The 21,089-nt window shown below is 70.0% G+C and carries 22 protein-coding genes and 1 pseudogene; 14 read left to right on the top strand and 9 right to left on the bottom strand.

All coding sequences use genetic code 11. The features are described from left to right. Nucleotides 1–13: 13 nt before the first annotated feature. Nucleotides 14–598, bottom strand: coding sequence for an HIT family protein (locus ACV7JO_RS02325; protein ID WP_470354734.1), 585 nt, complete (start codon nt 596–598; stop codon nt 14–16). 242 nt (nt 599–840) lie between these two features. On the opposite strand from ACV7JO_RS02325, the gene ACV7JO_RS02330 reads away from it, so the two are divergent. Then, entirely contained in the window at nt 841–1,038 is a 198-nt protein-coding gene (locus tag ACV7JO_RS02330; protein ID WP_470354735.1) for a DUF7835 family putative zinc beta-ribbon protein, read from the top strand. Nucleotides 1,039–1,074: 36 nt separating this feature from the next. On the opposite strand, the gene map is transcribed toward ACV7JO_RS02330, so the two are convergent. Next, nucleotides 1,075–1,971 (bottom strand): type II methionyl aminopeptidase, encoded by an 897-nt coding sequence (map, locus tag ACV7JO_RS02335; RefSeq protein ID WP_470354736.1) that lies wholly within the window; start codon nt 1,969–1,971, stop codon nt 1,075–1,077. 141 nt (nt 1,972–2,112) lie between these two features. On the opposite strand from map, the gene icd reads away from it, so the two are divergent. After that, nucleotides 2,113–3,375, top strand: coding sequence for an isocitrate dehydrogenase (NADP(+)) (gene icd / locus ACV7JO_RS02340; protein WP_470354737.1), 1,263 nt, complete (start codon nt 2,113–2,115; stop codon nt 3,373–3,375). Nucleotides 3,376–3,474: 99 nt separating this feature from the next. Here icd and ACV7JO_RS02345 read toward each other — a convergent pair whose 3' ends face one another. Then, nucleotides 3,475–4,269 carry a hypothetical protein gene (locus ACV7JO_RS02345; RefSeq protein ID WP_470354738.1) on the bottom strand — a complete coding sequence of 265 codons (795 nt, stop codon included), beginning with the start codon at nt 4,267–4,269 and terminating at the stop codon, nt 3,475–3,477. A gap of 105 nt (nt 4,270–4,374) precedes the next feature. Between ACV7JO_RS02345 and ACV7JO_RS02350 the strand changes: the two genes are divergently transcribed. Both ACV7JO_RS02350 and ACV7JO_RS02355 read left to right on the top strand, forming a co-directional pair. After that, entirely contained in the window at nt 4,375–4,899 is a 525-nt protein-coding gene (locus ACV7JO_RS02350; RefSeq protein WP_470354739.1) for a DUF5817 domain-containing protein, read from the top strand. Beyond that, nucleotides 4,896–5,246, top strand: a complete 351-nt coding sequence (locus ACV7JO_RS02355) for a hypothetical protein (RefSeq protein WP_470354740.1) — start codon at nt 4,896–4,898, stop codon at nt 5,244–5,246. The genes ACV7JO_RS02350 and ACV7JO_RS02355 overlap by 4 nt, the downstream gene beginning before the upstream one ends. Here ACV7JO_RS02355 and ACV7JO_RS02360 read toward each other — a convergent pair. From ACV7JO_RS02360 to ACV7JO_RS02370, 3 genes are all read right to left on the bottom strand, one after another. Then, entirely contained in the window at nt 5,237–5,371 is a 135-nt protein-coding gene (locus ACV7JO_RS02360; RefSeq protein ID WP_470354741.1) for a hypothetical protein, read from the bottom strand. The genes ACV7JO_RS02355 and ACV7JO_RS02360 overlap by 10 nt on opposite strands. A 103-nt stretch (nt 5,372–5,474) precedes the next feature. Beyond that, a complete protein-coding gene (gene hmgA, locus ACV7JO_RS02365; protein WP_470354742.1) occupies nt 5,475–6,686 on the bottom strand; it encodes a hydroxymethylglutaryl-CoA reductase (NADPH) in 1,212 nt (403 codons plus the stop codon). Between the two features lie 111 nt (nt 6,687–6,797). Continuing rightward, nucleotides 6,798–7,217: a DUF8059 family membrane protein gene (locus ACV7JO_RS02370; protein WP_470354743.1), complete on the bottom strand. Its 420-nt coding sequence runs from the start codon at nt 7,215–7,217 to the stop codon at nt 6,798–6,800. Between the two features lie 209 nt (nt 7,218–7,426). Here ACV7JO_RS02370 and nadA point away from each other — a divergent pair, with 209 nt between their 5' ends. From nadA to ACV7JO_RS02395, 5 genes are all read left to right on the top strand, one after another. Next, nucleotides 7,427–8,554: a quinolinate synthase NadA gene (nadA, locus tag ACV7JO_RS02375; RefSeq protein ID WP_470355742.1), complete on the top strand. Its 1,128-nt coding sequence runs from the start codon at nt 7,427–7,429 to the stop codon at nt 8,552–8,554. A gap of 2 nt (nt 8,555–8,556) precedes the next feature. Further along, nucleotides 8,557–10,122 carry an L-aspartate oxidase gene (locus tag ACV7JO_RS02380; protein WP_470354744.1) on the top strand — a complete coding sequence of 522 codons (1,566 nt, stop codon included), beginning with the start codon at nt 8,557–8,559 and terminating at the stop codon, nt 10,120–10,122. Beyond that, the gene (gene nadC, locus ACV7JO_RS02385) at nt 10,122–10,964 is read left to right on the top strand and encodes a carboxylating nicotinate-nucleotide diphosphorylase (protein ID WP_470354745.1); all 843 of its coding nucleotides are present in this window, start codon (nt 10,122–10,124) and stop codon (nt 10,962–10,964) included. The genes ACV7JO_RS02380 and nadC overlap by 1 nt, the downstream gene beginning before the upstream one ends. 101 nt (nt 10,965–11,065) lie before the next feature. Continuing rightward, nucleotides 11,066–12,553: a sensor histidine kinase gene (locus tag ACV7JO_RS02390; protein WP_470354746.1), complete on the top strand. Its 1,488-nt coding sequence runs from the start codon at nt 11,066–11,068 to the stop codon at nt 12,551–12,553. A 39-nt stretch (nt 12,554–12,592) separates the two neighbouring features. Beyond that, on the top strand, nt 12,593–13,258 hold the full coding sequence (locus ACV7JO_RS02395) for an RNA 2'-phosphotransferase (protein WP_470354747.1): 666 nt from the start codon (nt 12,593–12,595) through the stop codon (nt 13,256–13,258). A gap of 31 nt (nt 13,259–13,289) precedes the next feature. Here the strand turns inward: ACV7JO_RS02395 and gpmI are convergent, their stop codons facing one another. Continuing rightward, on the bottom strand, nt 13,290–14,849 hold the full coding sequence (gene gpmI / locus ACV7JO_RS02400; RefSeq protein WP_470354748.1) for a 2,3-bisphosphoglycerate-independent phosphoglycerate mutase: 1,560 nt from the start codon (nt 14,847–14,849) through the stop codon (nt 13,290–13,292). Nucleotides 14,850–15,012: 163 nt separating this feature from the next. Here gpmI and ACV7JO_RS02405 point away from each other — a divergent pair, with 163 nt between their 5' ends. Then, nucleotides 15,013–15,405 carry a DUF7522 family protein gene (locus ACV7JO_RS02405; RefSeq protein WP_470354749.1) on the top strand — a complete coding sequence of 131 codons (393 nt, stop codon included), beginning with the start codon at nt 15,013–15,015 and terminating at the stop codon, nt 15,403–15,405. A gap of 39 nt (nt 15,406–15,444) precedes the next feature. Beyond that, nucleotides 15,445–16,695 (top strand): DNA double-strand break repair nuclease NurA, encoded by a 1,251-nt coding sequence (locus ACV7JO_RS02410; protein ID WP_470354750.1) that lies wholly within the window; start codon nt 15,445–15,447, stop codon nt 16,693–16,695. Here the strand turns inward: ACV7JO_RS02410 and ACV7JO_RS02415 are convergent. Together ACV7JO_RS02415 and ACV7JO_RS02420 are read right to left on the bottom strand one after the other, a co-directional pair. Then, nucleotides 16,692–17,027 carry a DUF7113 family protein gene (locus ACV7JO_RS02415; RefSeq protein ID WP_470354751.1) on the bottom strand — a complete coding sequence of 112 codons (336 nt, stop codon included), beginning with the start codon at nt 17,025–17,027 and terminating at the stop codon, nt 16,692–16,694. The two genes, ACV7JO_RS02410 and ACV7JO_RS02415, sit on opposite strands and share 4 nt — an antisense overlap. Nucleotides 17,028–17,131: 104 nt before the next feature. Next, nucleotides 17,132–17,932 (bottom strand): endonuclease/exonuclease/phosphatase family protein, encoded by an 801-nt coding sequence (locus ACV7JO_RS02420; RefSeq protein ID WP_470354752.1) that lies wholly within the window; start codon nt 17,930–17,932, stop codon nt 17,132–17,134. A 243-nt stretch (nt 17,933–18,175) separates the two neighbouring features. On the opposite strand from ACV7JO_RS02420, the gene ACV7JO_RS02425 reads away from it, so the two are divergent. From ACV7JO_RS02425 to ACV7JO_RS02435, 3 genes and pseudogenes are all read left to right on the top strand, one after another. After that, the gene (locus tag ACV7JO_RS02425) at nt 18,176–18,451 is read left to right on the top strand and encodes a hypothetical protein (protein WP_470354753.1); all 276 of its coding nucleotides are present in this window, start codon (nt 18,176–18,178) and stop codon (nt 18,449–18,451) included. Next, nucleotides 18,448–18,876, top strand: coding sequence for a type II toxin-antitoxin system VapC family toxin (locus tag ACV7JO_RS02430; RefSeq protein WP_470354754.1), 429 nt, complete (start codon nt 18,448–18,450; stop codon nt 18,874–18,876). Before ACV7JO_RS02425 ends, ACV7JO_RS02430 begins: the two co-directional genes overlap by 4 nt. Before the next feature lie 350 nt (nt 18,877–19,226). Next, nucleotides 19,227–21,037, top strand: a pseudogene (locus ACV7JO_RS02435) (ATP-binding protein). The last annotated feature ends 52 nt before the right edge of the window (nt 21,038–21,089 follow it).

Genomic DNA, 21,089 nt, shown 5'->3' on the forward strand with positions numbered 1-21,089 from the left:
TACACGCCCGCGGTCAAAGCCCCTTCCCCTTCTCGTCCCCCGCACCGTCGGTCGGGGGCGCGTCGACGCTGACCGCGCGGTCCGGGCCGGGCACCGAGGTCCCGTCTTGGTCGGCGAAGGCCGCGTGCAGGCGGTCGTAGGTGTCGTCGACGGCCTCGACGATGACCTTCGTGTCGCCGACGACGGGCATGAAGTTCGTGTCGCCCTCCCAGCGCGGGACGACGTGGGTGTGCAGGTGGTCGTCGATGGACCCGCCGGCGGCCGACCCGCCGAGGTTCAGGCCGGCGTTGAAGCCGTTTGGCTCCATGGCCTCTTCGAGTGCGGCCAGCGTCCGCTGTTTCAAGCGCGCGTGGTCCAGCAGCGTCTCCCCGTCGAGGTCGCCGTAGGCCCCGGTGTGGTCGTGCGGGATGACCATCGCGTGGCCGGGGTTGTACGGGTAGTTGTTCAACAGGACGAACGCGCGCTCGCTCCGGGCGACCACGCGGTTGTCCCGGTCGTCGCTTGCGTCCCGGAACGCACAGAACACGCAGTCGGCGTCCGGGTTCCCGTCGGCCCGCTCGACCCACTCGATTCGCCACGGCGCGAACACCTGCTCCATGTCCCCGCGGACCGCCCGCGCGGCCAAAACAACTTCGCCCGCCGCTACCGACGCAATATAAGCGTGTTGGCCGTTCATCTCTCGAACCCGGCTACGACCGGACGAGCGCCGCCGGTGAACGTTCTCCGGACGCCTCGGCTAGTAACTCCCGAAATTCGGGCGCAGTCGGCCGATAAACGGTCCTAAACGGCGGCCAACGGTCGGGGGTTTTTACGTCGCTGTCCGCCCGACTACTGAGCGAGATGGCAGCGACCAACGGCGGTGCCGACGTGTCGGAGGCGTGTGCGAACTGCGACCGCGAGACGCCCCACGCGGTCAGTCTCCGGATTCTGACGGAGAGTTCCAAGCCGGAGAACGCGGCGTTCTCGCGCGAACCGTACCGAGTCAGCGAGTGCCGGGTCTGCGGGACGACGACGACGACGCGGATGAACGACGCCTGACGCGCGGTCCGAACGCGGTCCCCACGAGAAGACGGCCTACCGCGACCGCGTCGTCACTTCGACGCCGTCGTCGGTGACGATGACGGTGTGTTCCTTCTGGCTGACGAGTTTCCCCGCTTCCTCCTTGAGGACGGGGTAGCCGTGGACGAGGTCCTGCTGTTTCAGGCGGCGCAGCGCCATCTTCGCCCGCGGGGAGTCGAGCCACCGCGCGGCGAACGGTAGCGTCTTGAACTCCTCGGCGACCTGTTCGAGCACCTGCCGGGCGGTCCGGTCCCGGACGGTTCCCTCGCGTTCGAGTGCGAATATCTCCTCGTCGGACCCCTCCTGTACCTTGCCGCGCCCGTCGGTGGCGAACGGCTCGATAGCCACCACGTCACCGGGCTCCAGCACCGCGCCCTGTGCGACCGCCCGGTTGGGGATGTTCGGCGCGGTGTGTTGCTCCCAGTGGCCCAGTCCGTGCCCGGTGAGGTTGACGACGGGGTTGAAACCGTACCCTTCGATGACCTCCTCGACGGCCGCGCCGATGTCGCCCACGTCGACGCCCGGGCCGGCGACCTCCAGCGCGGCGTCCAGCGCCTCCGCGGAGGCGGCGGCCAGTTCGTCGTGGCCCGAGAGGTCGACGGTGACGGCGGTGTCGGCCAGCCAGCCGTCGACGTGGACGCCGATGTCGAGGTTCACCATCTCCTCGCCGAACGTGCTGTCGTCGCCCGGTTCCGGCGTCGCATGGGCGGCCTCCTCGTCGATGGAGATGTTGACCGGGAAGGCCGGTTTCCCGCCCAGTTCCCGGATGCGGTCTTCGGCCCACTCGGCGATTTCGAGGTGGGACGCCCCGACCTCGACCCGGTCGGCCGCCTCGTCGCGCACCTGCGCCAGAATCTCGCCGGCCTCGCGGCACTTCTCGTACTGCTCGGCCTCGAAGTCCACGTCGCTCATGCTCGACACCTCGCACCCGTCGCCCGAAAGCGTTTGCGTTCGCGCGCCCGATGGCACGAGCCCGTCGCCCGCGGAATGTTCCACGTTATCACATCTACGTGAAAGCGGCAGTCCTTTAGGCGCGACTGTCGATGCGCGGGTATGGGCTACGAGTACGACAAAGTCGAGGTGCCCGCAGAGGGCGAGCAGATTCAGGTCACGGACGACGACGAGCTCGACGTCCCCGAGACGCCGATCATCCCCATTATCCACGGGGACGGCATCGGGACCGACGTCGGCCCGGCCGCACAGAAGGTCATCGAGGCGGCCGCCAACGCCACCGGCCGCGACATCGCGTGGATGCGCGTGTTCGCCGGCGAGTCCGCCCGCGAGAAGTACGACGAGAACCTGCCCGACGACACCGTCGAGGCCATCAAGGAGTTCAACGTCGCCATCAAGGGCCCGCTCACGACACCCGTCGGGGCCGGCTTCCGCTCGCTGAACGTCGCGCTGCGTAAGACGCTCGACCTGTACGCGAACGTCCGCCCGACCTACCACATCGAGGGGGTTCCCTCCCCGGTCTCCGAACCCGAGCAGATGGACATGGTCACGTTCCGGGAGAACACCGAGGACGTCTACGCCGGCATCGAGTGGGAGGCCGGCACCGACGAGGTCCAACAGGTCAAGGAGTTCGTCGAGGAGGAGATGGGCGAGGACGACGTCATCCACGACGGTCCCGTCGGCATCGGCGTCAAGCCCATCACGGCCTTCGGCACCAAGCGCCTCGTCCGCGAGGCCATCGACTACGCCCTCGAAGAGGACCGCGACAGCGTCACGCTGGTCCACAAGGGCAACATCATGAAGTTCACCGAGGGTGCCTTCCGCGACTGGGGCTACGAGGTCGCCGAGGAGGAGTACGGCGAGAACGTCATCACCGAGGACGAACTCTGGGAGGAGTACGACGGCGAGGCCCCCGAGGACGCCCTCGTGGTCAACGACCGCATCGCCGACAACATGCTCCAGCAGCTCCTGACCCGCACCGACGAGTACGACGTCATCGCCACGATGAACCTCAACGGGGACTACATGTCCGACGCCGCCGGCGCACAGATCGGCGGCCTCGGCATCGCGCCCGGTGCGAACTTCGGTGAGGCCCGCTGTCTCGCCGAACCGGTCCACGGCTCCGCGCCGAAGTACGCCGGCGAGGACAAGGTCAACCCGACCGCGATGATTCTCTCGGGCCGACTCATGCTCGAGTACATGGGCTGGAAGGACGCCGGCCAGCTCGTCCGCGACGCCGTCGAGGAGACCATCTCCTCGGGCGACGTGACCTACGACCTCGAACGCCAGATCGAGGGCGGCAACAAACTCGCCACCAGCGAGTTCGCCGACGCAGTCGTCGAGAATATCGAGCGACTCTCGTAGAGAGCCGCTCGTACTCTGACGCCGTAGCCGTCAGAATATCGAGAAGCTCGCGTAAGGCGCGGAACGACTCACCGACCCCATTTCTTTCGGTGCGCCCGGTCAGCGGCCGTACCGCGACTCGCTGGCGTTTTCGACCCACGCCGGCCGCCGGACCGCCGTCGCTCCGATGTCGGTCACGCGTGTCTCACGGACGACCCGGACCGGCCGCTCGCGCAACGCGGCGTCGTAGGCCACGCGGCGCGCGACGACGACGCCGTCGGCCCGGACCCGCAGGCGCACCGTCACGTTGTGTGGCTCGTCGACGAACAGGGGCGTGATGAGGCGGTCGGGGTCCCGGACGGATGTGCCCGCGAGGACGGCACCGCCGCCGGGCCGACGCGCGACGCGCGTCTCGACGGCCGCGAGCGTCGCCTCGATTCGCCCGCTCGCGGCGTGGTCCGAGACCGGACCGCCGTGCTGGGAGGGCCAGCGGATGGCCGTCGGGCCGCCGCTTCGCTCCCGGTACCGGATGGCGACGCTCGTCCCGTTGGTCCAGTAGTCGACCCGCGTTGTCAGGCTGTCCGCGGGGAACCCGGTGACGTTCTGGTGGAACCGGCCGCTGTAGGTGGTGGCGTTGCGTTCGACGTGGCGGACTCGGTTCGTCTCCCGGAGCAGTTCCCCGTCGGCCCCGGTTATCCGCTGGCGCGTCCGGAGCGTGTAGTTCGTCACCGCGAGCGCGCCCTCGTGGGCTCCTGCGACCGCCGACGGGACGGTGGTCTCGGCGCTGATTCCGGGCGGGTACCGGAACTCGTCGGTCGGGACCGGCGCGGGCGTCACCGCCGCCTCGCCCTGCGTCCCGACGCCGGCACAGCCGCCGAGAACGGCCAGTACAGCCACTGCGACGTGGAGCCGCATCGTCTACACAAAGTGCCCCAACGGGAAACCCCTGTCGGGGGCGGGGTGGTCGCGTGTGCGTGCGACGCCGGTGGATTCACTACCGTCCGCGCCCCAGCCACGGGCATGTACGCGGTGGTCGGCTGTAGCGACTGTAGCTTCCTGTGGGTCGTCGACGGCTCGCCCGACACCACGCAGTGTCCGCGCTGTGGGACCCGTCGGAAGCACGCCAAGCGCCGGAAGTTCGTCGAGACGGACGACGAGGCCCACGCCCGCGAGGTCCGCGCGTCGATGCTGGCGAACCGGCAGGACCACGGCGACGCCTTCGCCGAACTGGACTCCTACGCCGAGATGGAGCGGCAGGTCGAGACCGCCGGGGTCGACGACGAGACCTACCTCGACGCGTCCGGGGTCGACGCCGACGCGGCCGCGGCGGCCGGCGAGCGCGCCACACAGGGCGCGACCGGCGGAGCGAGCCGGAAGGAGACGGTGCTGGCCGCGCTCCGGGACCTCGACGAGCCGACGGCCGACGCGGTGGTCGAGTTCGCCGGCGAGCGGGGCGTCCCGGCCGACTACGCCCGGGACGCGCTGGCGAAACTGGTCCGCGCCGGCGAGGTGACCGAATCCGGCGGCACCTACCGCCTGCTGTGACACCCGCCACGTCGCTGGAGTTCGAACCCGGTCCCGCCGCCGTCGGGTCGCTCGTGGGGGTCGCGGGACTGCTCTTTCTCCTGACGCCGGTGGTCGGGCCGGTGACGTTGGGGGCGCTCACCGTCAGCCCCGCGGCGCTGTCGGCCGTCGCCCTGACCGCCGGGTTCGCGCTGGGCGCGGTGGTGTTCGCCCGGCGAGGACACCGCCTGTTCGCCGCGGCCCACGCGGTTTTCGGCGTCGCGTGGGCGCTGCTGGTGCTGGGACCGCTGCTCGGCAGCGGGGACCTGCTGCTGGCCGGCGTGGTCGTACTCGTCGCCGGCGTCGGCTACCTCCTGAGTCAGCGCTGAAGGAGGCCGACGGCCTCGGCCACGGCGGCCAGCGCGGCGGCCGTCGTCGCGGCCAGCCGCGCCAGCCTGAGCCACCGCCGCGTCGTCGATACCTGCGCGTCGCTGGACGTGTCGTCTCGCGTCATGGGTGGGCGCGCCCGCCGGGGCTCCCGGGCGGACGCGTCACCCCGTAGCGAGCGCCGGGTGATAAACCGGAGCCACGCCCCCGGAGCGGAAGTGAAAGTGACCCTACCGGCCCAGTTCCGCGTGGGCCGACGAGAGGTGCCGGGAGGACAGCGCCGCGAGCAGGGAGAGTTCGCCGGCCAGCGCGCCGGCCGCGACGACCTCCGCCAGCGCGTCGGCGTTGCTCCCGGGCGGGTCGCCGCCGCCGCCGTAGCCAAGCACCGACAGCGCTTCGGACTGGGTGGGCAGGCCGGTGCCGCCACCGACGGTCCCCACCTCCAGCGAGGCGATGGTGACGGAGGCGTACAGCCCCTCCTCGCGGGCGTCGACGGTGGTGATGGCGTTGCTCCCCTCGACGACCTGCGCGGCGTCTTGGCCCAGCGCGAGGAAGGCGGCAGCGACGACGTTGGCCGCGTGGGCGTTGAAGCCGAGCGCGCCGGCCTTGGCCGAGCCGACGAGGTTCTTGCGGGTGTTGGCCTCGGCGATGGCGTCGGTGGTCGTGTCGAGTCGGTCCTCGACCTGCTCGTGGGGGACGAGCACGTCCGCGGAGACGGTCCGGCCCCGCCCCTCGACGGCGTTGATGGCGGCGGGTTTCTTGTCCGAACAGAGGTTGCCCGATAGCGCCACGAGGTCGGCGGGCGTCTCGGCCTCGACGACCTCGCAGGCGGCCTCGGTGGCGATGGTCGCCATGTTCATCCCCATCGCGTCTTTCGTGTCGTAGACGAACCGTAGGAAGACGCTGTCGCCGACGACGTAGGGCTCCACGTCCTGTAGCTCGCCGTGGCTCGTGGTCGCCTCGGCGGCCTCGGCCAGCGCGGCCGTGTTCTCGCGCACCCACGCGGACACCTCACCGGCGGCCGCCACGTCCTCGACTTTGAACACCGGCGCGCGGGTCATCCCCGACTTGAGGACGCGAGCGGTCGCGCCGCCGGCCGTCCGGATGGTCGAGACGCCGCGGTTGACCGAGGCCAGCAGCGCGCCCTCGGTCGTCGCCAGCGGGAGGTAGTGTTCGCCGTCGGCGGCCCCGCCGTCTATCGGGAGCGGGCCGACGACGCCCATCGGAATCTGGGCGGCCCCGACCATGTTCTCGACGTTCGACTCGGCGTCGGCGGCGTCGAAGGCGTACTCGCCGACCGTCGAGAGGTCGGCCCCGGTCTCCTCGGCCAACAGGTGCCGGCGGGCGGCGGCGGCCGTGTCGGCGTCGGCGTGGTCCTCCAGTTCGTAGAGTCGCAACTCGCCCTCGCGGACGCGCTGTGCGAGGTCGGCGGCGTCGGTCATACGGACCCGGTCGCGGGCCGCCCCCCTAACAGTTGCTCTTGCGGGCCGCCACGTGGGCCGTCACCCGACCCGGTGTCGCGTCGGCGAGGGTCGACGACGGGCGCGGACGGCTCAGTCGTCGGCCGGGATGGTCCCGGCCGGCCCGCCCTCGGAACCACCGGCTTCGCCCGTCACCGTCTTGTAGAACATGATGAGCATCGACGCGATGAGACAGCTCCCCCAGAGGAAGCCGGTGGGCATGAGCATCGTCAGGCCGAGCCCCTCGCCGAGCCAGACGATGCCGGGGATACCCCACTGCCCGGCGACGAACAGCCCCGTCACGGCCCGCCGGAGCCGTCCCGTCACGCCCAGTGCGGGGACGGCAAAGCCAATCACTATCGCCAGAATCGACAGGACGCCCAGATGGGCGTGCCCGCCGATCATCCATCCCGGGACGCCGGTGCCGCCCGCGAGGCGGACGAACTGGTACATCCCGACGAACATCATCACGGTCAGTCCGAGAAAACCCGATGCCTTGAGTGCTCGCGTCATCCATCGCCGGGAACATGTTCGAATCTATTAAATTTTGTCGACAGCGGGCACTGGCTCCGGGCCCTTGTCACTAGATACCAATTAAGGCGTTCTTCAGTCTTCCGTATACCTACCTGTACACTGCTCACCCGGGTGTATTGAAGATAAAATCTTTTCAACAAGCGGGTCCGAACGATACGATACTCATAGGAGGGTCAATCGTGCCCGAAATGGAAACAGCTGCGTTCGAAACGGACCTCAGCCTCTTCAAGTACGACAACCTCGAACAGCTCCCGGCGGCGTACCGGGACCTCGGGGCGGACGAACGGACCGAGCGCATCGAGCGCGCGCTCGAAACACTGGGCGACGACGTGGTCATCCTCGGCCACAACTACCAGCGCCGGGAGATAGTCGAGCACGCCGATTTCGTCGGCGACTCCTACCAGCTCTCCACGGAGGCCGCCGACTCCGACGCCGACTACGTGATATTCGGCGGCGTGACGTTCATGGCCGAGTCCGCCGACATCATCACCGCCGACGACCAGCGCGTGATTCTGCCGTCGATGGAGGCGTCCTGCCCCATGGCGGGGATGGCCGAGGCCCTGCAGGTCGACGCCGCGTGGGCGGAACTGACCGCCGCCACGGACGACGACACCGACATCGTCCCCATCACGTACATGAACAGCTACGCCGACCTCAAGGCCTTCTGTGCCGAGCAGGGCGGGCTGGTCTGTACGTCCTCGAACGCCCACGACGCCTTCGAGTACGCCTTCGAGCGGGGCGACAAGGTGCTCTTTCTCCCCGACAAGCACCTCGGCGAGAACACCGCCCACCGGCTGGACATGGCCGACGAGACCGTCGAGTGGGACCCGTGGGACCCCGAGGGGACCGACGCCGCGGCGGCCGTCGAGAACGACGTCATCCTCTGGGAGGGGTACTGTCAGGTCCACGAGCGGTTCCGGGCGTCCCACGTCGAGGACATCCGCGCCGACCACCCCGAGGCCAACGTCATCGTCCACCCCGAGTGCCGCCGCGAGGTCGTCGAGGCCGCCGACGTGGCCGGTTCGACGGCCGCCATCCGCGAGGCCGTCGCCGAGGCCGACCCCGGCGACACGTGGGCCATCGGCACGGAGATTCACCTCACGCACCACCTCCAGCGGTGGCACCCCGAGGTGAACGTCCTGCCGCTGTGTGGCGAGGCCTGCATGGACTGCAACGCCATGCGCCAGATAGACCCGAACTACCTGACGTGGGTGCTGGAGGAACTGGTCGCGGGTCGCGAGCGCAACGTCATCGAGGTCGCGCCCGAGGAGAAGGAACTGGCGCAGGTCGCGCTCGACCGGATGCTGGAGATATGACCATGCCGGACGGAGACGCCGCCGACGTGCTCGTCGTCGGTTCCGGTATCGCGGGGCTGGCGGCGGCGCTCGCGGCCGCCCGCGAGGGCAGCGACGTGACGCTGGCGACGAAGGCCGCCCGCCCCGAGGGGGCCTCCTCGTGGTGGGCGCAGGGCGGCATCGCCGTCTCGCGGGACGACCCCCAGCGGTTCAAGCGGGACATCCTCGCGGCCTCCGACGGCACCGCCGACCCCGACGCCGTCGACGTGCTGGTCGGGAACGCGAACGCGGCCGTCGAGGACGTGCTGTTCGAGACGCTGGGCGTCGAGTTCGACCGCGCCGAGGGACCGGCGGACGCGACCGACCGGGCGTCGGCGACGCCCGCGGACTCGGCGGCGCTCGACTACACCCGGGAGGCGGCTCACAGCGAGGACCGCATCCTCCACGTCGACGCGGCGACGGGTAAACACGTCCACGTCCCGTTCCTGAACCACCTCGACGCCCGCGACGGCGTCGAGATTCTGGACGACACCGCGGCGCTGGACCTCCTGACCCACGAGGGGCGGGTCCACGGCGCGATGCTGGAGTGCAACGGCGACGTGTGGCCCCACTACGCCGGGAGCGTCGTCCTCGCCACCGGCGGCATCGGCGACCTCTACCCGCGGACGACCAACCCCGACAACACGACCGGCGACGGCGTCGCCATGGCCGCGCTGGCGGGCGCGGAGATACGGGACATGGAGTACGTCCAGTTCCACCCGACCGCCTGCGTCGTCGGGGACGAGGACGGCACCGCCGACGGCGGCGTGGCCTTCCTCGTCAGCGAGGCGGTGCGGGGTGAGGGCGGCCTGCTGCGCAACGGCGACGGCGAGCGGTTCATGCCCGACTACCACGCCGACGCCGAACTCGCGCCCCGCGACGTGGTCGCCCGCGCGGTGCAGGCCGAGCGCGACGACACCGGCGAGGTGCGACTGGACGTGTCGCCGCTGGACTTCCCCGCCGAGTTCCCCACGCTCGCCGAGAACTGCGACGAGCACGGCGTCGACTACGCCGACGGCATCCCGGTCGCGCCCGCCGAACACTTCCTCTGTGGCGGCGTCGCCGTCGACGACCGCGGCCGGACCACGCTGGACCGCCTCTACGCCGTCGGGGAGTGCGCCCGCACCGGCGTCCACGGCGCGAACCGACTGGCCTCGACCTCGCTGTTGGAGGGGCTGGTCTGGGGCCTGCGGGCCGGCGAAGACGCCGCCGGGAACGCCGTCGAGCGAGTCGAGGCCCCGGACCTGCTGGAGCGCGACCCCGACCTCCCCGCGACGTTCGCCCGCGACAAGTTCCACCGCCTGCGCCGCGTGATGGACGAGCAGTTGGGCGTCGAGCGCGACCCCGCGGAGCTGCACCGCGCGACGGCGGTCCTGCGCCGGCTCAAAGGCGAGGTCGACGCCTACGTCCGGACCCGGACCTCGCGGTCGCTGTACGAACTCCGCAACGCGAGCGTCACCGCCCTGCTGGTGGCCCGCCACGCCGCGGCAAACGACGAGAGCGTCGGCACGCACAACCTCGCGGCCGCCGAGCCGCGGGCCGGCGACTGATGCTCACCGACGCCGACGTGGAGCGGTGGCTGCGCGAGGACGTGGGCCACCACGACGTGACGAATCAGGTTCCGGGCGAGACCGAGGGCCGCCTCGTGGCGAAAGCCGACGGTGTGGCCGCCGGTCTCGACGCCGCGCGGGCGGTGTTCGAGTATCTCGACTGCGCTGTCGAGACGCCGGTCGCCGACGGCGACCGCGTCGCGGCCGGCGAGACGGTCCTCCGGGTCGACGGCCCGGCCCGCGAGGTGTTGCGCGGCGAGCGGGTCGCGGTCAACGTCGTCGGCCACGCCTCCGGCGTCGCCACGGCGACCCGGCGAGCGGTCGACAGAGCCGCGGCGGCGGCCCCGGACGTGCGGGTCGCCGCCACCCGGAAGACGACGCCCGGCCTGCGCGGCGTCGAGAAGCGCGCGGTCGCGGCCGGCGGCGGCGACACCCACCGGCTGGACCTCTCGCACATGGTGATGGTCAAGGACAACCACGTCGCCGAGATGGGGCTGGAGGGCGCGGTCGCGCACTTCCGCGAGCGGGCCTCCGTCGCCACGAAACTGGACGTGGAGGTCGAAGCCCCCGCGGACGCGCCGCGGGCGGCCGACGCCGGCGCGGACATCGTCCTGCTTGACAACATGACGCCCGCCGAGACGGCACGGGCCGTCGACCTCGTGGCCGACGCCGGCGGCGAGGCCCTGACCGAGGCCAGCGGCGGCATCACCGCCGAGACGGTGGCCGACTACGCGGCGACGGGCGTCGACGTGGTGTCGATGGGGTCGCTGACTCACTCCGCGCCGACGCTCGACTACTCCTTTCGGACCGGGTATGCCCGCCCGGACGTTTCGTCTCGGTGACCGTCTCGCCGTCGACTCGACGCGCTCGTGCGGACGGCCGCCGATACCTATGGAGGGAAGAAATTTTGAAGGATTGATACGAACGGGCGTGTAGCACTGGCATGGCAGGCACACACAGGATAGCCGTAGTATCGGCGGGTAGCGGTGCCGTAATCGACGACGCCTCGGCGGCGGTGGCCGCCGAACGGGTCGCCCCGCCCGCCGCCGTCGACCGTCTCGTCGCGTTCGACGCGGTGGTGGCCGACTACGACCTCCCCGAGGGGGACGGACTCGACCTGCTTGACGCGGTCCGGTCGGTCGCCTGTGACCTCCCCTTCGTCCTCCGCGCTCCCGACGGCTCCGCAGAACTGGCGAGCCGTGCGCTCGACGCCGGCGCGACGGACTTCGTCGTCGACCCCGGGCCGGCGGTCCTCGCCGAGCGCGTCGTCGAGGCCGCCGAGACGACCGCCCGGCGAAAGCGCGACCTCGAACGGACGAACGCGCTGCTGTCGACGCTGCTCGATACGCTCCCGGTCGGTGTCCTCGTCGAGGACGCGTCCCGCCGGGTCGTGACGGTCAATCAGCGGCTGCTCGACCTCTTCGACGTGCCCGGCGACCCGGCGGAGATGGTCGGCCGGGACTGCGCGGCGATGGCCGAGACCGTCAGCACGGCGTTCACGGAGCCCGAGCGGTTCGTCGCCGGCATCGACGCGCTCGTCGACGCCCGAACGGAGCGCCTCGGCGAGGAACTCCCCCTCGCGGACGACCGGACCTTCGAGCGGAGCCACGTCCCGGTCGAACTCCCCGACGGCGAGGGCCATCTCTGGACTTACCGCGACGTGACCGAGCGGACCACCCGCGCGAGCGAACTCGAAGCCCGGAACGAGCGCCTCGACGAGTTCGCCTCCGTCGTCAGCCACGACCTCCGGAGCCCGCTGAGCGTCCTCGAAGGCTCGCTGACGCTGGCCGAGGAGAGCGGCGACCCCGAGCACTTCCAGCGGTGTCACGACGCTATCGAGCGGATGGACGACCTCGTCGAAGGGTTGCTCCGGCTCGCCCGCGAGGGCCGCACCATCGACGACCCGGAGCCGGTCGCCGTCCCCGACGCCGCCGAGAGCGCGTGGAACGCGGTCGAGACGGACGACGCCGTCCTCGCTGTCGAGGCGTCCCTGACGGTCGCCGCCGACCCCGAGCGCCTCCGTGACCTCCTCGGGAACCTCTTTCGCAACAGCGTGAAACACGGCGCGAGCGCGGCGGGAGACGCCGGCGACCCGGCGAGCGCCGCGGCGCGGGCGCGGGACGAAGGCGGCGCGACACCCGCTCCCGAGTCCGGCGCGGCCGAACGACCGAGCGCGGGACGCGGCGGCTCGGTCACCGTCCGGGTCGACGAACTCGACGACGAGTCGGGGTTCGCCGTCGCCGACGACGGGACCGGGCTCCCCGGCACAGACGACGTCTTCGAGGCGGGCTACTCGACCAGCACGGACGGCACCGGCTTCGGGCTGGCTATCGTCGAGCGAATCGCCGAGGCCCACGGGTGGACGGTCCGCGCGACCGAGAGCGAGCCCGGCGGCGCGCGCTTCGAGTTCACCGGCGTCGAGACCCGCTGAGCCGCCGCACTTTTGCGCCTCGCTGCCCGACTCGCGGACGTGCCATCCGCGCTCCGCGACTGTCCGGACCACGGCGCGTTCGCCGGCGACGCCTGCCCGGCCTGTGGCGCGCCCGGCGACCACGTCCTCTCGGGGGCGCGTCGCCGCCGGCTCTCGAAGTTCGTCTCCGGAGCGTTGCGTCACTTCCCCGGGGACGCCGGTGTCGAACTCGACGCCGCCGGCTGGACGCCCGTCGCCGACCTCCGCGGGGCGGTCGAAGCGAAGTACGCGTGGGCCGACGGGGACGCCCTCGCCGCGGTGGTCGCCACCGACCCGAAGGGGCGGTTCGAGCGCCGGACTGCGGACGGACGCCACGAGATACGGGCGGCCTACGGCCACTCGGTCGACGTGTCGCTGGACGCCGCCGACACGCCGGTCCCGGACGTGCTGTACCACGGCACCGCGCCGGCGGCCCTCGACGCCATCACTGCCGAGGGGCTCCGGCCGATGTCGCGCCAGCGGGTCCACCTCTCGGCGTCGGTCGAAGCGGCCCGCGAAGTCGGCCGTCGCCACTGCTCGGACCCCGTCGTGCTGACCGTCGACGCCGCGGCGATGACCGCCGACGGCCGCCGCGTCGTCCGCCGCGGCGAGGCGACGTACACGACCGAGCGCGTCCCGCCGCGGTACCTGACCCGCGAGGGCGACGCCGCGCTCGGCGAGCGGTAGCGGCCCCACCGCGTTCCGTCCCGCCTCCGACTCACTCCACCAGCGGCGTGCCGGTCATCGCCGCCGGCCGGTCGACGCCGACGAGCGACAGCAGCGTCGGCGCGAGGTCCGCGAGCGTCCCGCCGTCGCGGGCCGTCAGCCCGCCGGCGGTGCCGTCGGGCGCGAGGTAGACGAACGGGACGGGGTTGGTGGTGTGGGCGGTGTGTGGGTCCTCGGCGGTACCCATGTCGTCGGCGTTGCCGTGGTCGGCACAGACGAGGACGTGCCCGCCGGCGGCCCGTATCGCCCCGACGAGGCGGCCGAGTTGCTCGTCGACGGCCTCGACGGCCGCGACGGCGGCGTCGAAGTCGCCGGTGTGGCCCACCATATCGGGATTGGCGTAGTTCAACACGAGCGCGTCGGGGTCGTCGCCCTCGATGCGTTCGACGGCGGTGTCGGTCAGCTCCGGCGCGCTCATCTCGGGCTGGTGGTCGTAGGTCGCCACGTCGGGGCTGTCGACGATAGCGCGCATCTCGCCGTCGAACTCCACCTCGCGGCCGCCGTTGAGGAAGTAGGTGACGTGGGGGTACTTCTCCGTCTCGGCCATCCGGAGCTGGGTCAGGCCGGCCGCCGAGAGCACCTCGCCCAGCACGTCCGCGGGCTGGTTCGGCGGGAAGGCGACGGGCACGTCGAAGGTGGCGTCGTACTGGGTCATCGTCACGACGCGGGTCTCGGGCGGGTCGGTGTCTCCGCCCCAGTCGTCCGGGCGGATGTCGGCGAGCATCCGCGTCAGTTGGCGGGCGCGGTCGGCCCGGAAGTTGAAGAAGACGACCGCGTCGCCGTCGGCCAGCGCGGGGCCGCCCTCGACGAGCGTGGGCTCGACGAACTCGTCGGTGTCGCCACGGTCGTAGGACTCGGTGACGGCGTCGACGGCCGAGGGGGCGGTGTGGTCGGCCGCGCGGTTCACGATGGCGTCGTAGGCCCGGCGGGTCCGCTCCCAGTTCCGGTCGCGGTCCATCGCGTAGTAGCGCCCGGAGACCGTGGCGACGTGGCCCGTGCCGTGTTCGTCGGCGTGGGCTTCCAACTCGGCGAGGTAGCTCTCGCCGCCGGTCGGCGAGGTGTCCCGGCCGTCGGTGAAGACGTGGGTGACGGCGTCGGCGTCGCGCTCGCCCGCGAGTTCGACGAGCGCGTGGAGGTGGTCCTGATAGGAGTGGACACCGCCGTCCGAGACCAGCCCCATGAAGTGGACGCGGCCGCCGTTGTCCGCGGCGTAGTCGAACGCCGACAGCACCGTCTCGTTCTCGAAGAAGGGCGGGTCCTGCGCGCCCTCGTCTGGCGGGGAATCGCCCCGCGAGCGGGCGACGCTGTCGCTGACCCGGGCCGAGTCCTGCTTGACGACGCGGCCCGCGCCGATGTTGAGGTGGCCCACCTCGGAGTTGCCCATCTGGCCCGCCGGGAGGCCGACCCGGCGGCCGTGGGTCTCGAGCGTGGTCGTCGCGCCCGACGCCCGGTAGCTGTCGAAGTTCGGCGTGTCGGCGGCGGCGACGGCGTCCCGGACACCCTCGTCCGGGTTCAGCCCCCACCCGTCCAGAATGATGAGTCCGACCTGCATGTACGTCCGGTCGACAGGCCGGCCCAATAGCGCTTCGGTCGCTTCTGTTCGTGGGAACCGTCCGCATCGGCAGCCGACGACCCTGCGACTTCGTGCGGATACGCCACACTCCGCGGGTGCCGGGAACCCCGATGTTAAGAGGCTGGACCGTCTCCGTGCACGCATGAGTCGGAACATCCTCTCGGACGAGCTCGCCGACAGCATCGTCACGACGGCCCGGACGGCGACCGGCGACTCGCTTCGCTCGGTGACGTACTTCACACGTGCGAACTTCGAGCAACTGTACCTGCGGGAGGACCTCGAACGCGACGCGGACCTCAACGACTTCGTCGGCCACGAGTGGCAGGGGTACAAACAGACCAAGAACGCCTACCGCGACTCCGAACTCGGCGAGTACAAGTTCACCGTCCGGGCGTTCTCGAACGGCTACCTCCTCCGGGCGACCACCGAGCGACAGGGCGTGCTCATCACGACCGACGGCCTCTCGATGCAGTCCTACGAGGAGATCGCCGAGGCCATCGAGCGCCTGCTCCGCGAGCAGTCCGGCAAGGAGTAACGACGAAACGTTTTCCGCCCCCGTCTCGAACGACGGGGCATGACGCTGGACCCGGTACATGTCGACGGTATCGCGCAACTGGCCGGGCAGGTGCGCCGGACCGTCGAGACGAGCGACCGCGACGCCGCGGCCGAGCGGGTGTGGGCGGATTTTCTGGACCCGCTGTGGGCCGACGGGACGAAGGTGCTGGAACCGATGGGCCAGCAGCGCCGCCGGAAGGTCCCCGTCGAGGACATCGCCTTGGTGGACCCGCCGTTCCCGACACAGCACGGCCTCGACTCCGGGACCATCAACCCGACGACGTTCAAGAACGGGCTAGTCATCGACGTGGCCCAAGCGGCGATGAGCGCCGTCCCCTCGGACGTGGAACTCCACCGCGGGCGGACCATCGTCATGGCCGTCCACTCCAACGACGCGACGCTGGACTTCGACGGCGACTGGCTGGCCGACGACCGCGGCTACGCGAAGCGGCGCGTCCTCGACGCGCCACAGGTCGACCGCTACGAGCAGCGGGTCGTCCACGCGCTGGCGCTGTACCTCGCCGAGAGCGAGCACGCCCTGACCAACGCCGAGGTGGTCGAGGACCTGTTCGTGCTCGACGGCCCCATCTACCCGACGGGCCTGCTCCGGTGGGCCGACCGCGGGACGGAACTGGCCGAGGTGTTGGCCGAGGACGCCCGCCCGCGGGCCGTCGTCGGCAACTACGTCGAACTCGTCGAGCGGTTCGTCGAACGGGACGTCCCCCTCGTCGGGTTCGTGAAGAACTCCTCGGCGAAGGGGCTGACGCGGGCGGTCCGGCGGAAGCACAACGCGCCGTGGGTCGACGACACCGCCTTCTTCCGGCAGGTGCTGGAGCGCCGCGGCGACGACGGGGAGCTACTGACCGACGCCGTGACGTGTACGAACTGGTTCCGCTCGCGGGGCGGCACCGACGGCGTGATGGCCGCCGCCGGCGACGCCGTGGGCGTCGACCGGACGCTCGACCCCGAACTGTACGAGGTCACCTTCTTCGCCGTCTACGACCCCCGGACGGACCTCGTCTTCCGGGTCGAAGCGCCCTACGCGTTCACGCGCGACGAGGACACCCGCGAGGCGCTGACCCGCCAGATTCTCCACGACGTGGCCGGCGAGCGCGGGCCGCCGCTGGCGGTGGCGAAGGCCGACGAACTCGCCGGCATCGACCGGCAGGGCAGCGAGGAACTCACCCGACGCATCGAGCGGACCTTCGAGGTCGACCGCGAGAAGGGGTACGACGACCAGCGGTGGGGGACCGTCGACGAGCAGTTCTAGGCCTCGCCGGCCTGTAGCACGGTCACATCCACGTCGCGGCCGTCGACGCCGAGCCGAGCGAACTGCGTCCGGACGTGGTCCTTGGCGGCCTCGATGGCCCGGTCGCGGGTCTCGAACCCGCGGGGCATCGGCGACTCGAAGCCCACGCGGAGTTCCCGGTCACCGATGGTCTGGACCTGTCCCCCGCTCTCGACCTCGTAGAAGGCGTCGCAGACCCAGACGTACGGCGTCCCCTCGTCGGGCGCGCCCTTGAACGACGGCGGCTCCTCGCCCGGTTCGTACAGCGTCCCGGTCAGCGCTGTCCCGCCGGCGCTGCCGCGGATGAGTAACATACCACACGCTAGGCCCTCCACGGGCAAAAGCGCCGCCCCGAAACCCTTTTCCTCCTGCGGTGTCCGACCCGCGTTACCACGCCACTACCGACTTCGCTCCGAACTCACGCCGAGGGCGGCACCACGTCGGCGACGACAGGGAGGTGGTCGGAGGGGTAGTGGTCGTCGTCGCGGTCGGTACAGGCGGCCAGTCGCGCCACGTCGCAGTCGTCGGTGACGAACACGTGGTCGATGCCCATCTCCGGCAGGAGGTCGTGGAAGTCCGTCCGGGTGGTCGTCGGGCCGTGGTAGCACTCGGCGCGGTCCCGGCTGTCACACAGCCGGCGGCCGTCGGCGAACCCGTAGCCGTCAGCGCGCTCGTGGGCCGGTTCGCCGACGACGCAGTTGAAATCCCCCATCACGACCGTCGGCTCCCCGGACACCACGCCGTCGAGGCGGTCGAGCGCGAGCGCGATGCCCTCCCGGCGGGCGCGCTCGCCGCGGTGGTCGAGGTGCGTGTTCAACACGACCAGTTCGTCGCCCGTCCCGCGCTCGCGCAGGCGGACCCACGTGGCGACCCGCGGGTGGCGCGCGTCCCAGCCGACGCTCTCGGCGGTCTCGGGCGTCTCCGAGAGCCAGAACGTCTCGGTCGCCAGCCGCTCGAACCGCTCGGGCCGGTAGCCGATGGCGGTGTGCTCGCCGCCGCGGCCGCGGTCGGTCCGCGGGTCGCCGACCCACTCGTACCCGTCGAGCATCGCTTCGAGTTCCCGCATCTGGTGGGCGATGGCCTCTTGGACGCCCAGCACTGCCGGCTCGTGGAACCGGACGGTGCCGGCGACGAGTCGGCGGCGGTGGGGCCAGCCGTCGCGGCCGTCGCTCGCGGCGTCGTAGCGGATGTTGAACGACATCGCCCGCACGGGTTTCATACGACCCCGTCCGGGGTCCACCCGGGTAAGGTTTCACTTCCGCCCCGAGCAACGTGTCATAGAAAAGCTGAGACAGCTTCACCAGTAGTCGATATGGGTCACACACCCACCACGCTCAGTGAACACTCCGCAGAAGCCTATCAGAAACGCCGTGCAAGATATAGAGGATACGTGCAGCAACCCTCGGTCGATTCACCAACTGTGGTAGAAAACTTTACGCAGTAGCATCTGCTACCGATGAGTATGACTACTTCGGTGAAGATGGACGACGACACCAAGTCCCGTCTCGAACGGTTACAGGCCGAGATTCGGCTCAAGACCGGGAGACGAGTGACACAACAAGACATCCTAGCACGGATCGTCGAGCACGCTGTTGAATCCAAGGCCGACCTCATCGACTCGTTCCGCGAAGAACGTGTCCCCGTTGTGGAATCCGAACGTGAGATGTTCCACGATGGGATGGTTTCCTCCGGGAGCACGACGACGGAAGACGACATCGACGACGTGCTGTACGGATGAGTGTCTTCGTCGATACTGGGGTGTTCTTTGCCCACCACGACACGGACGCAGATCGGCACGAGCAGGCCGTAACCGCGTTCGATGAGCTGCTAAACGGAGAGTATGGACAGCCGTACACGAACGACTACGTTCTCGACGAAACTCTCACGCTCACGCGTTCGAGGACGGGTTCGTTCGAGGCTGCAGATACCGTTGCCGGTCGCATTCTCGGTGAAGAGCCGTTTCCTCGCGTCTTCGAGATGATTCACGTCGGACCAGATGACGTTTGGGCGTCGCTAGAAACGTTTCGTCGATACGACGACCACGATCTTAGTTTCACGGACGCGACGATAGTCGCGCTCTGTGAGTCACGTGGTATCGATGCGGTACTGAGCTTCGACACGGACTTCGATGGACTCGTCGACCGTATCGAACCTAGTTACTAGGTGACTGCATGCGGAATTGTTGCTTCGATTTTTCCGAGTCTGCCAGAAACGTCGTGACCGACTCAGCCATCTTTTTCTTCGTCGCCCTTCCTCCCTCGCTCCGCTCGCTGCGGGAGGGCTCCTCGAAAAACATGGGTGAAAAAGGCCGACGGCTCGGCCTTCGGCCTCGCCGTCGGTGAAACGCCTCGCTTCGCTCGGCGTATGCTCGTTCACTGCTCTCTGCTCAGTTCGCACGGCTGCTGACCGGCTGATTCAATTGCTGATTGATGACGCAAATTCGTGAGGGTGTTTCTATGACACGCTCGTTCCGGGGGGAAAGGCGTTTGTCCCCCGCTGCCGTGGAACCGCGTATGTCAGACCTCGGGACTTCAGCGACTTCGACGGCGACGCGGGGGACGAGGACGACGACCCGAGTCCCGACGGCGACGCGGTCGACGACTTCGAGCGGATGGAGGCGTCGCCGGCCGGGACCGAGACCGGGCTGGGCGTCCTCTCGGCCACCGACGGCCTCCGCATCAGCGAGGAGAGCGACGAGTGTGTCCTCCGGGCGTACGTGACCGCGCGGAACCGTTCGGCGGTCCGCATCGGCAAGTACCTGCTGGTCCCCTACCCCGACGGCGAGCGGCTGTTCTGTCGCATCACGGCACTGGAGTACGCACAGGAGTTCCGGGCCGACGACGCCACGGAGATACACGCCCGCCGCGCGATGCGCGAGGAGGGCATCGACGAGCAGGACTTCAAGTTCATGGCCGAACTCGACCCGGTAGCCGTCCTCTACCGCGACGACGCGGGGGCGGCCGAGGGCGGGGACGGCGACCTCAAGCGCCGGATGACCGACCGCGTGCCAAAGCCCGAGACCGTCGTCCGGGAGGCCACCGACAAGACCGAGATAAAGACCGGGCTGAAGATTCCCGAGGACGGCGTCTTCCTCGGCCACCTCGCCGTCGGCGGCGAGAAGGTCGAGACCGCGGCCGAGCCCCCGACCATCGACTACCGGCTGAAAGACGACTACGACGCCGGCGACCCCCTCGTATTCCGGCACACGCTCGTCGCCGGCGGCACGGGGTCGGGGAAGACCCACACCTCGAAGAACGTCCTCCGGCAGTATCTGGGCCGGACCTACGGGATGGGCGACGGGCGCACCCCCGAACTCGCCGTCGTCCAGTTCGACCCCCAAGACGAGTACGCCCAGATGCACGACGACAACCCCGAGATGACCGACGGGTTCGCCCGCCGCTGCGAGCGGGAGGGCGTCGCCCACGGCGGCTACGACGACACCATCGCGCTCGTCCCGAAGGTCGCCGGTGCCGACTACAACGCCGGCCACCACCGCGCCGAGCAGGTCGAGTTCACCGTCCCGTTCTCGCTGGTCTACGAGAACCCGTGGCTCATCGCCGGGTCGAGTCTGAACGACAATCAGTACGGGGCCTTGGTCAACACGCTCCTCCCGCGGTTCAAGCGCCAGTACGGGGACAGCGGGACCTACGACCAGTTCCGGACGTTCCTCGACGACCCGGCGCTGAAAGAGGAACTCGACGAGGCCGGCGACGTCCACGAGGCCACCTTCGACGCCGTCAAGCGCCGCGTCCGCGGGTTCGGGGCCGTCTTCGACCAAGACGCCCGCCCTATCACCGACCAGATATCGCAGTTCGTCCGTCCCGGCGGCCTGACGGTAATCCCGACGTACCACATCACGGACTCCCGGACGGCCTCGACCGTCGTGCTCGCCGTGTCGAGCCTCCTCATCGACCAGAAGCTCTCGAACGACCCGACCTACGACCGCATCAAGGATACCCCTCTCGTCTTGGGGATGGACGAGGCCCACAACTTCCTGACCGACGCCGACAGCGTACAGGCCCGGCAGGTCATCGGGAAGTTCACCGAGGCCGCCAAGCAGGGCCGCAAGGAGCGACTGGGGCTGTACCTCATCACGCAGGACCCCCAAGACATCGCCGACCCCGTCTTCAAGCAGATAAACACGACCATGGTCCTGAATCTGGGCGACGAGGACGCCATCTCCGCCGTGAACATCCCGACGAACCTCGAATCGAAGGTCCCCTACATGGAGAAGGGCCAGCGTGTCGTCTACTCCCCGGACAACTCCGAACCGGTCGAACTCATCGGCCTCCCGACTTGCGTGACCCGCCACGGGCGGGACTGAGTTCCGTCCGCCGCGCGCGAGCAACAAAGCACTTCACACTCGCCGTTCTCTC

It is taken from the genome of Haloarcula sp. MBLA0138 (assembly GCF_055632455.1).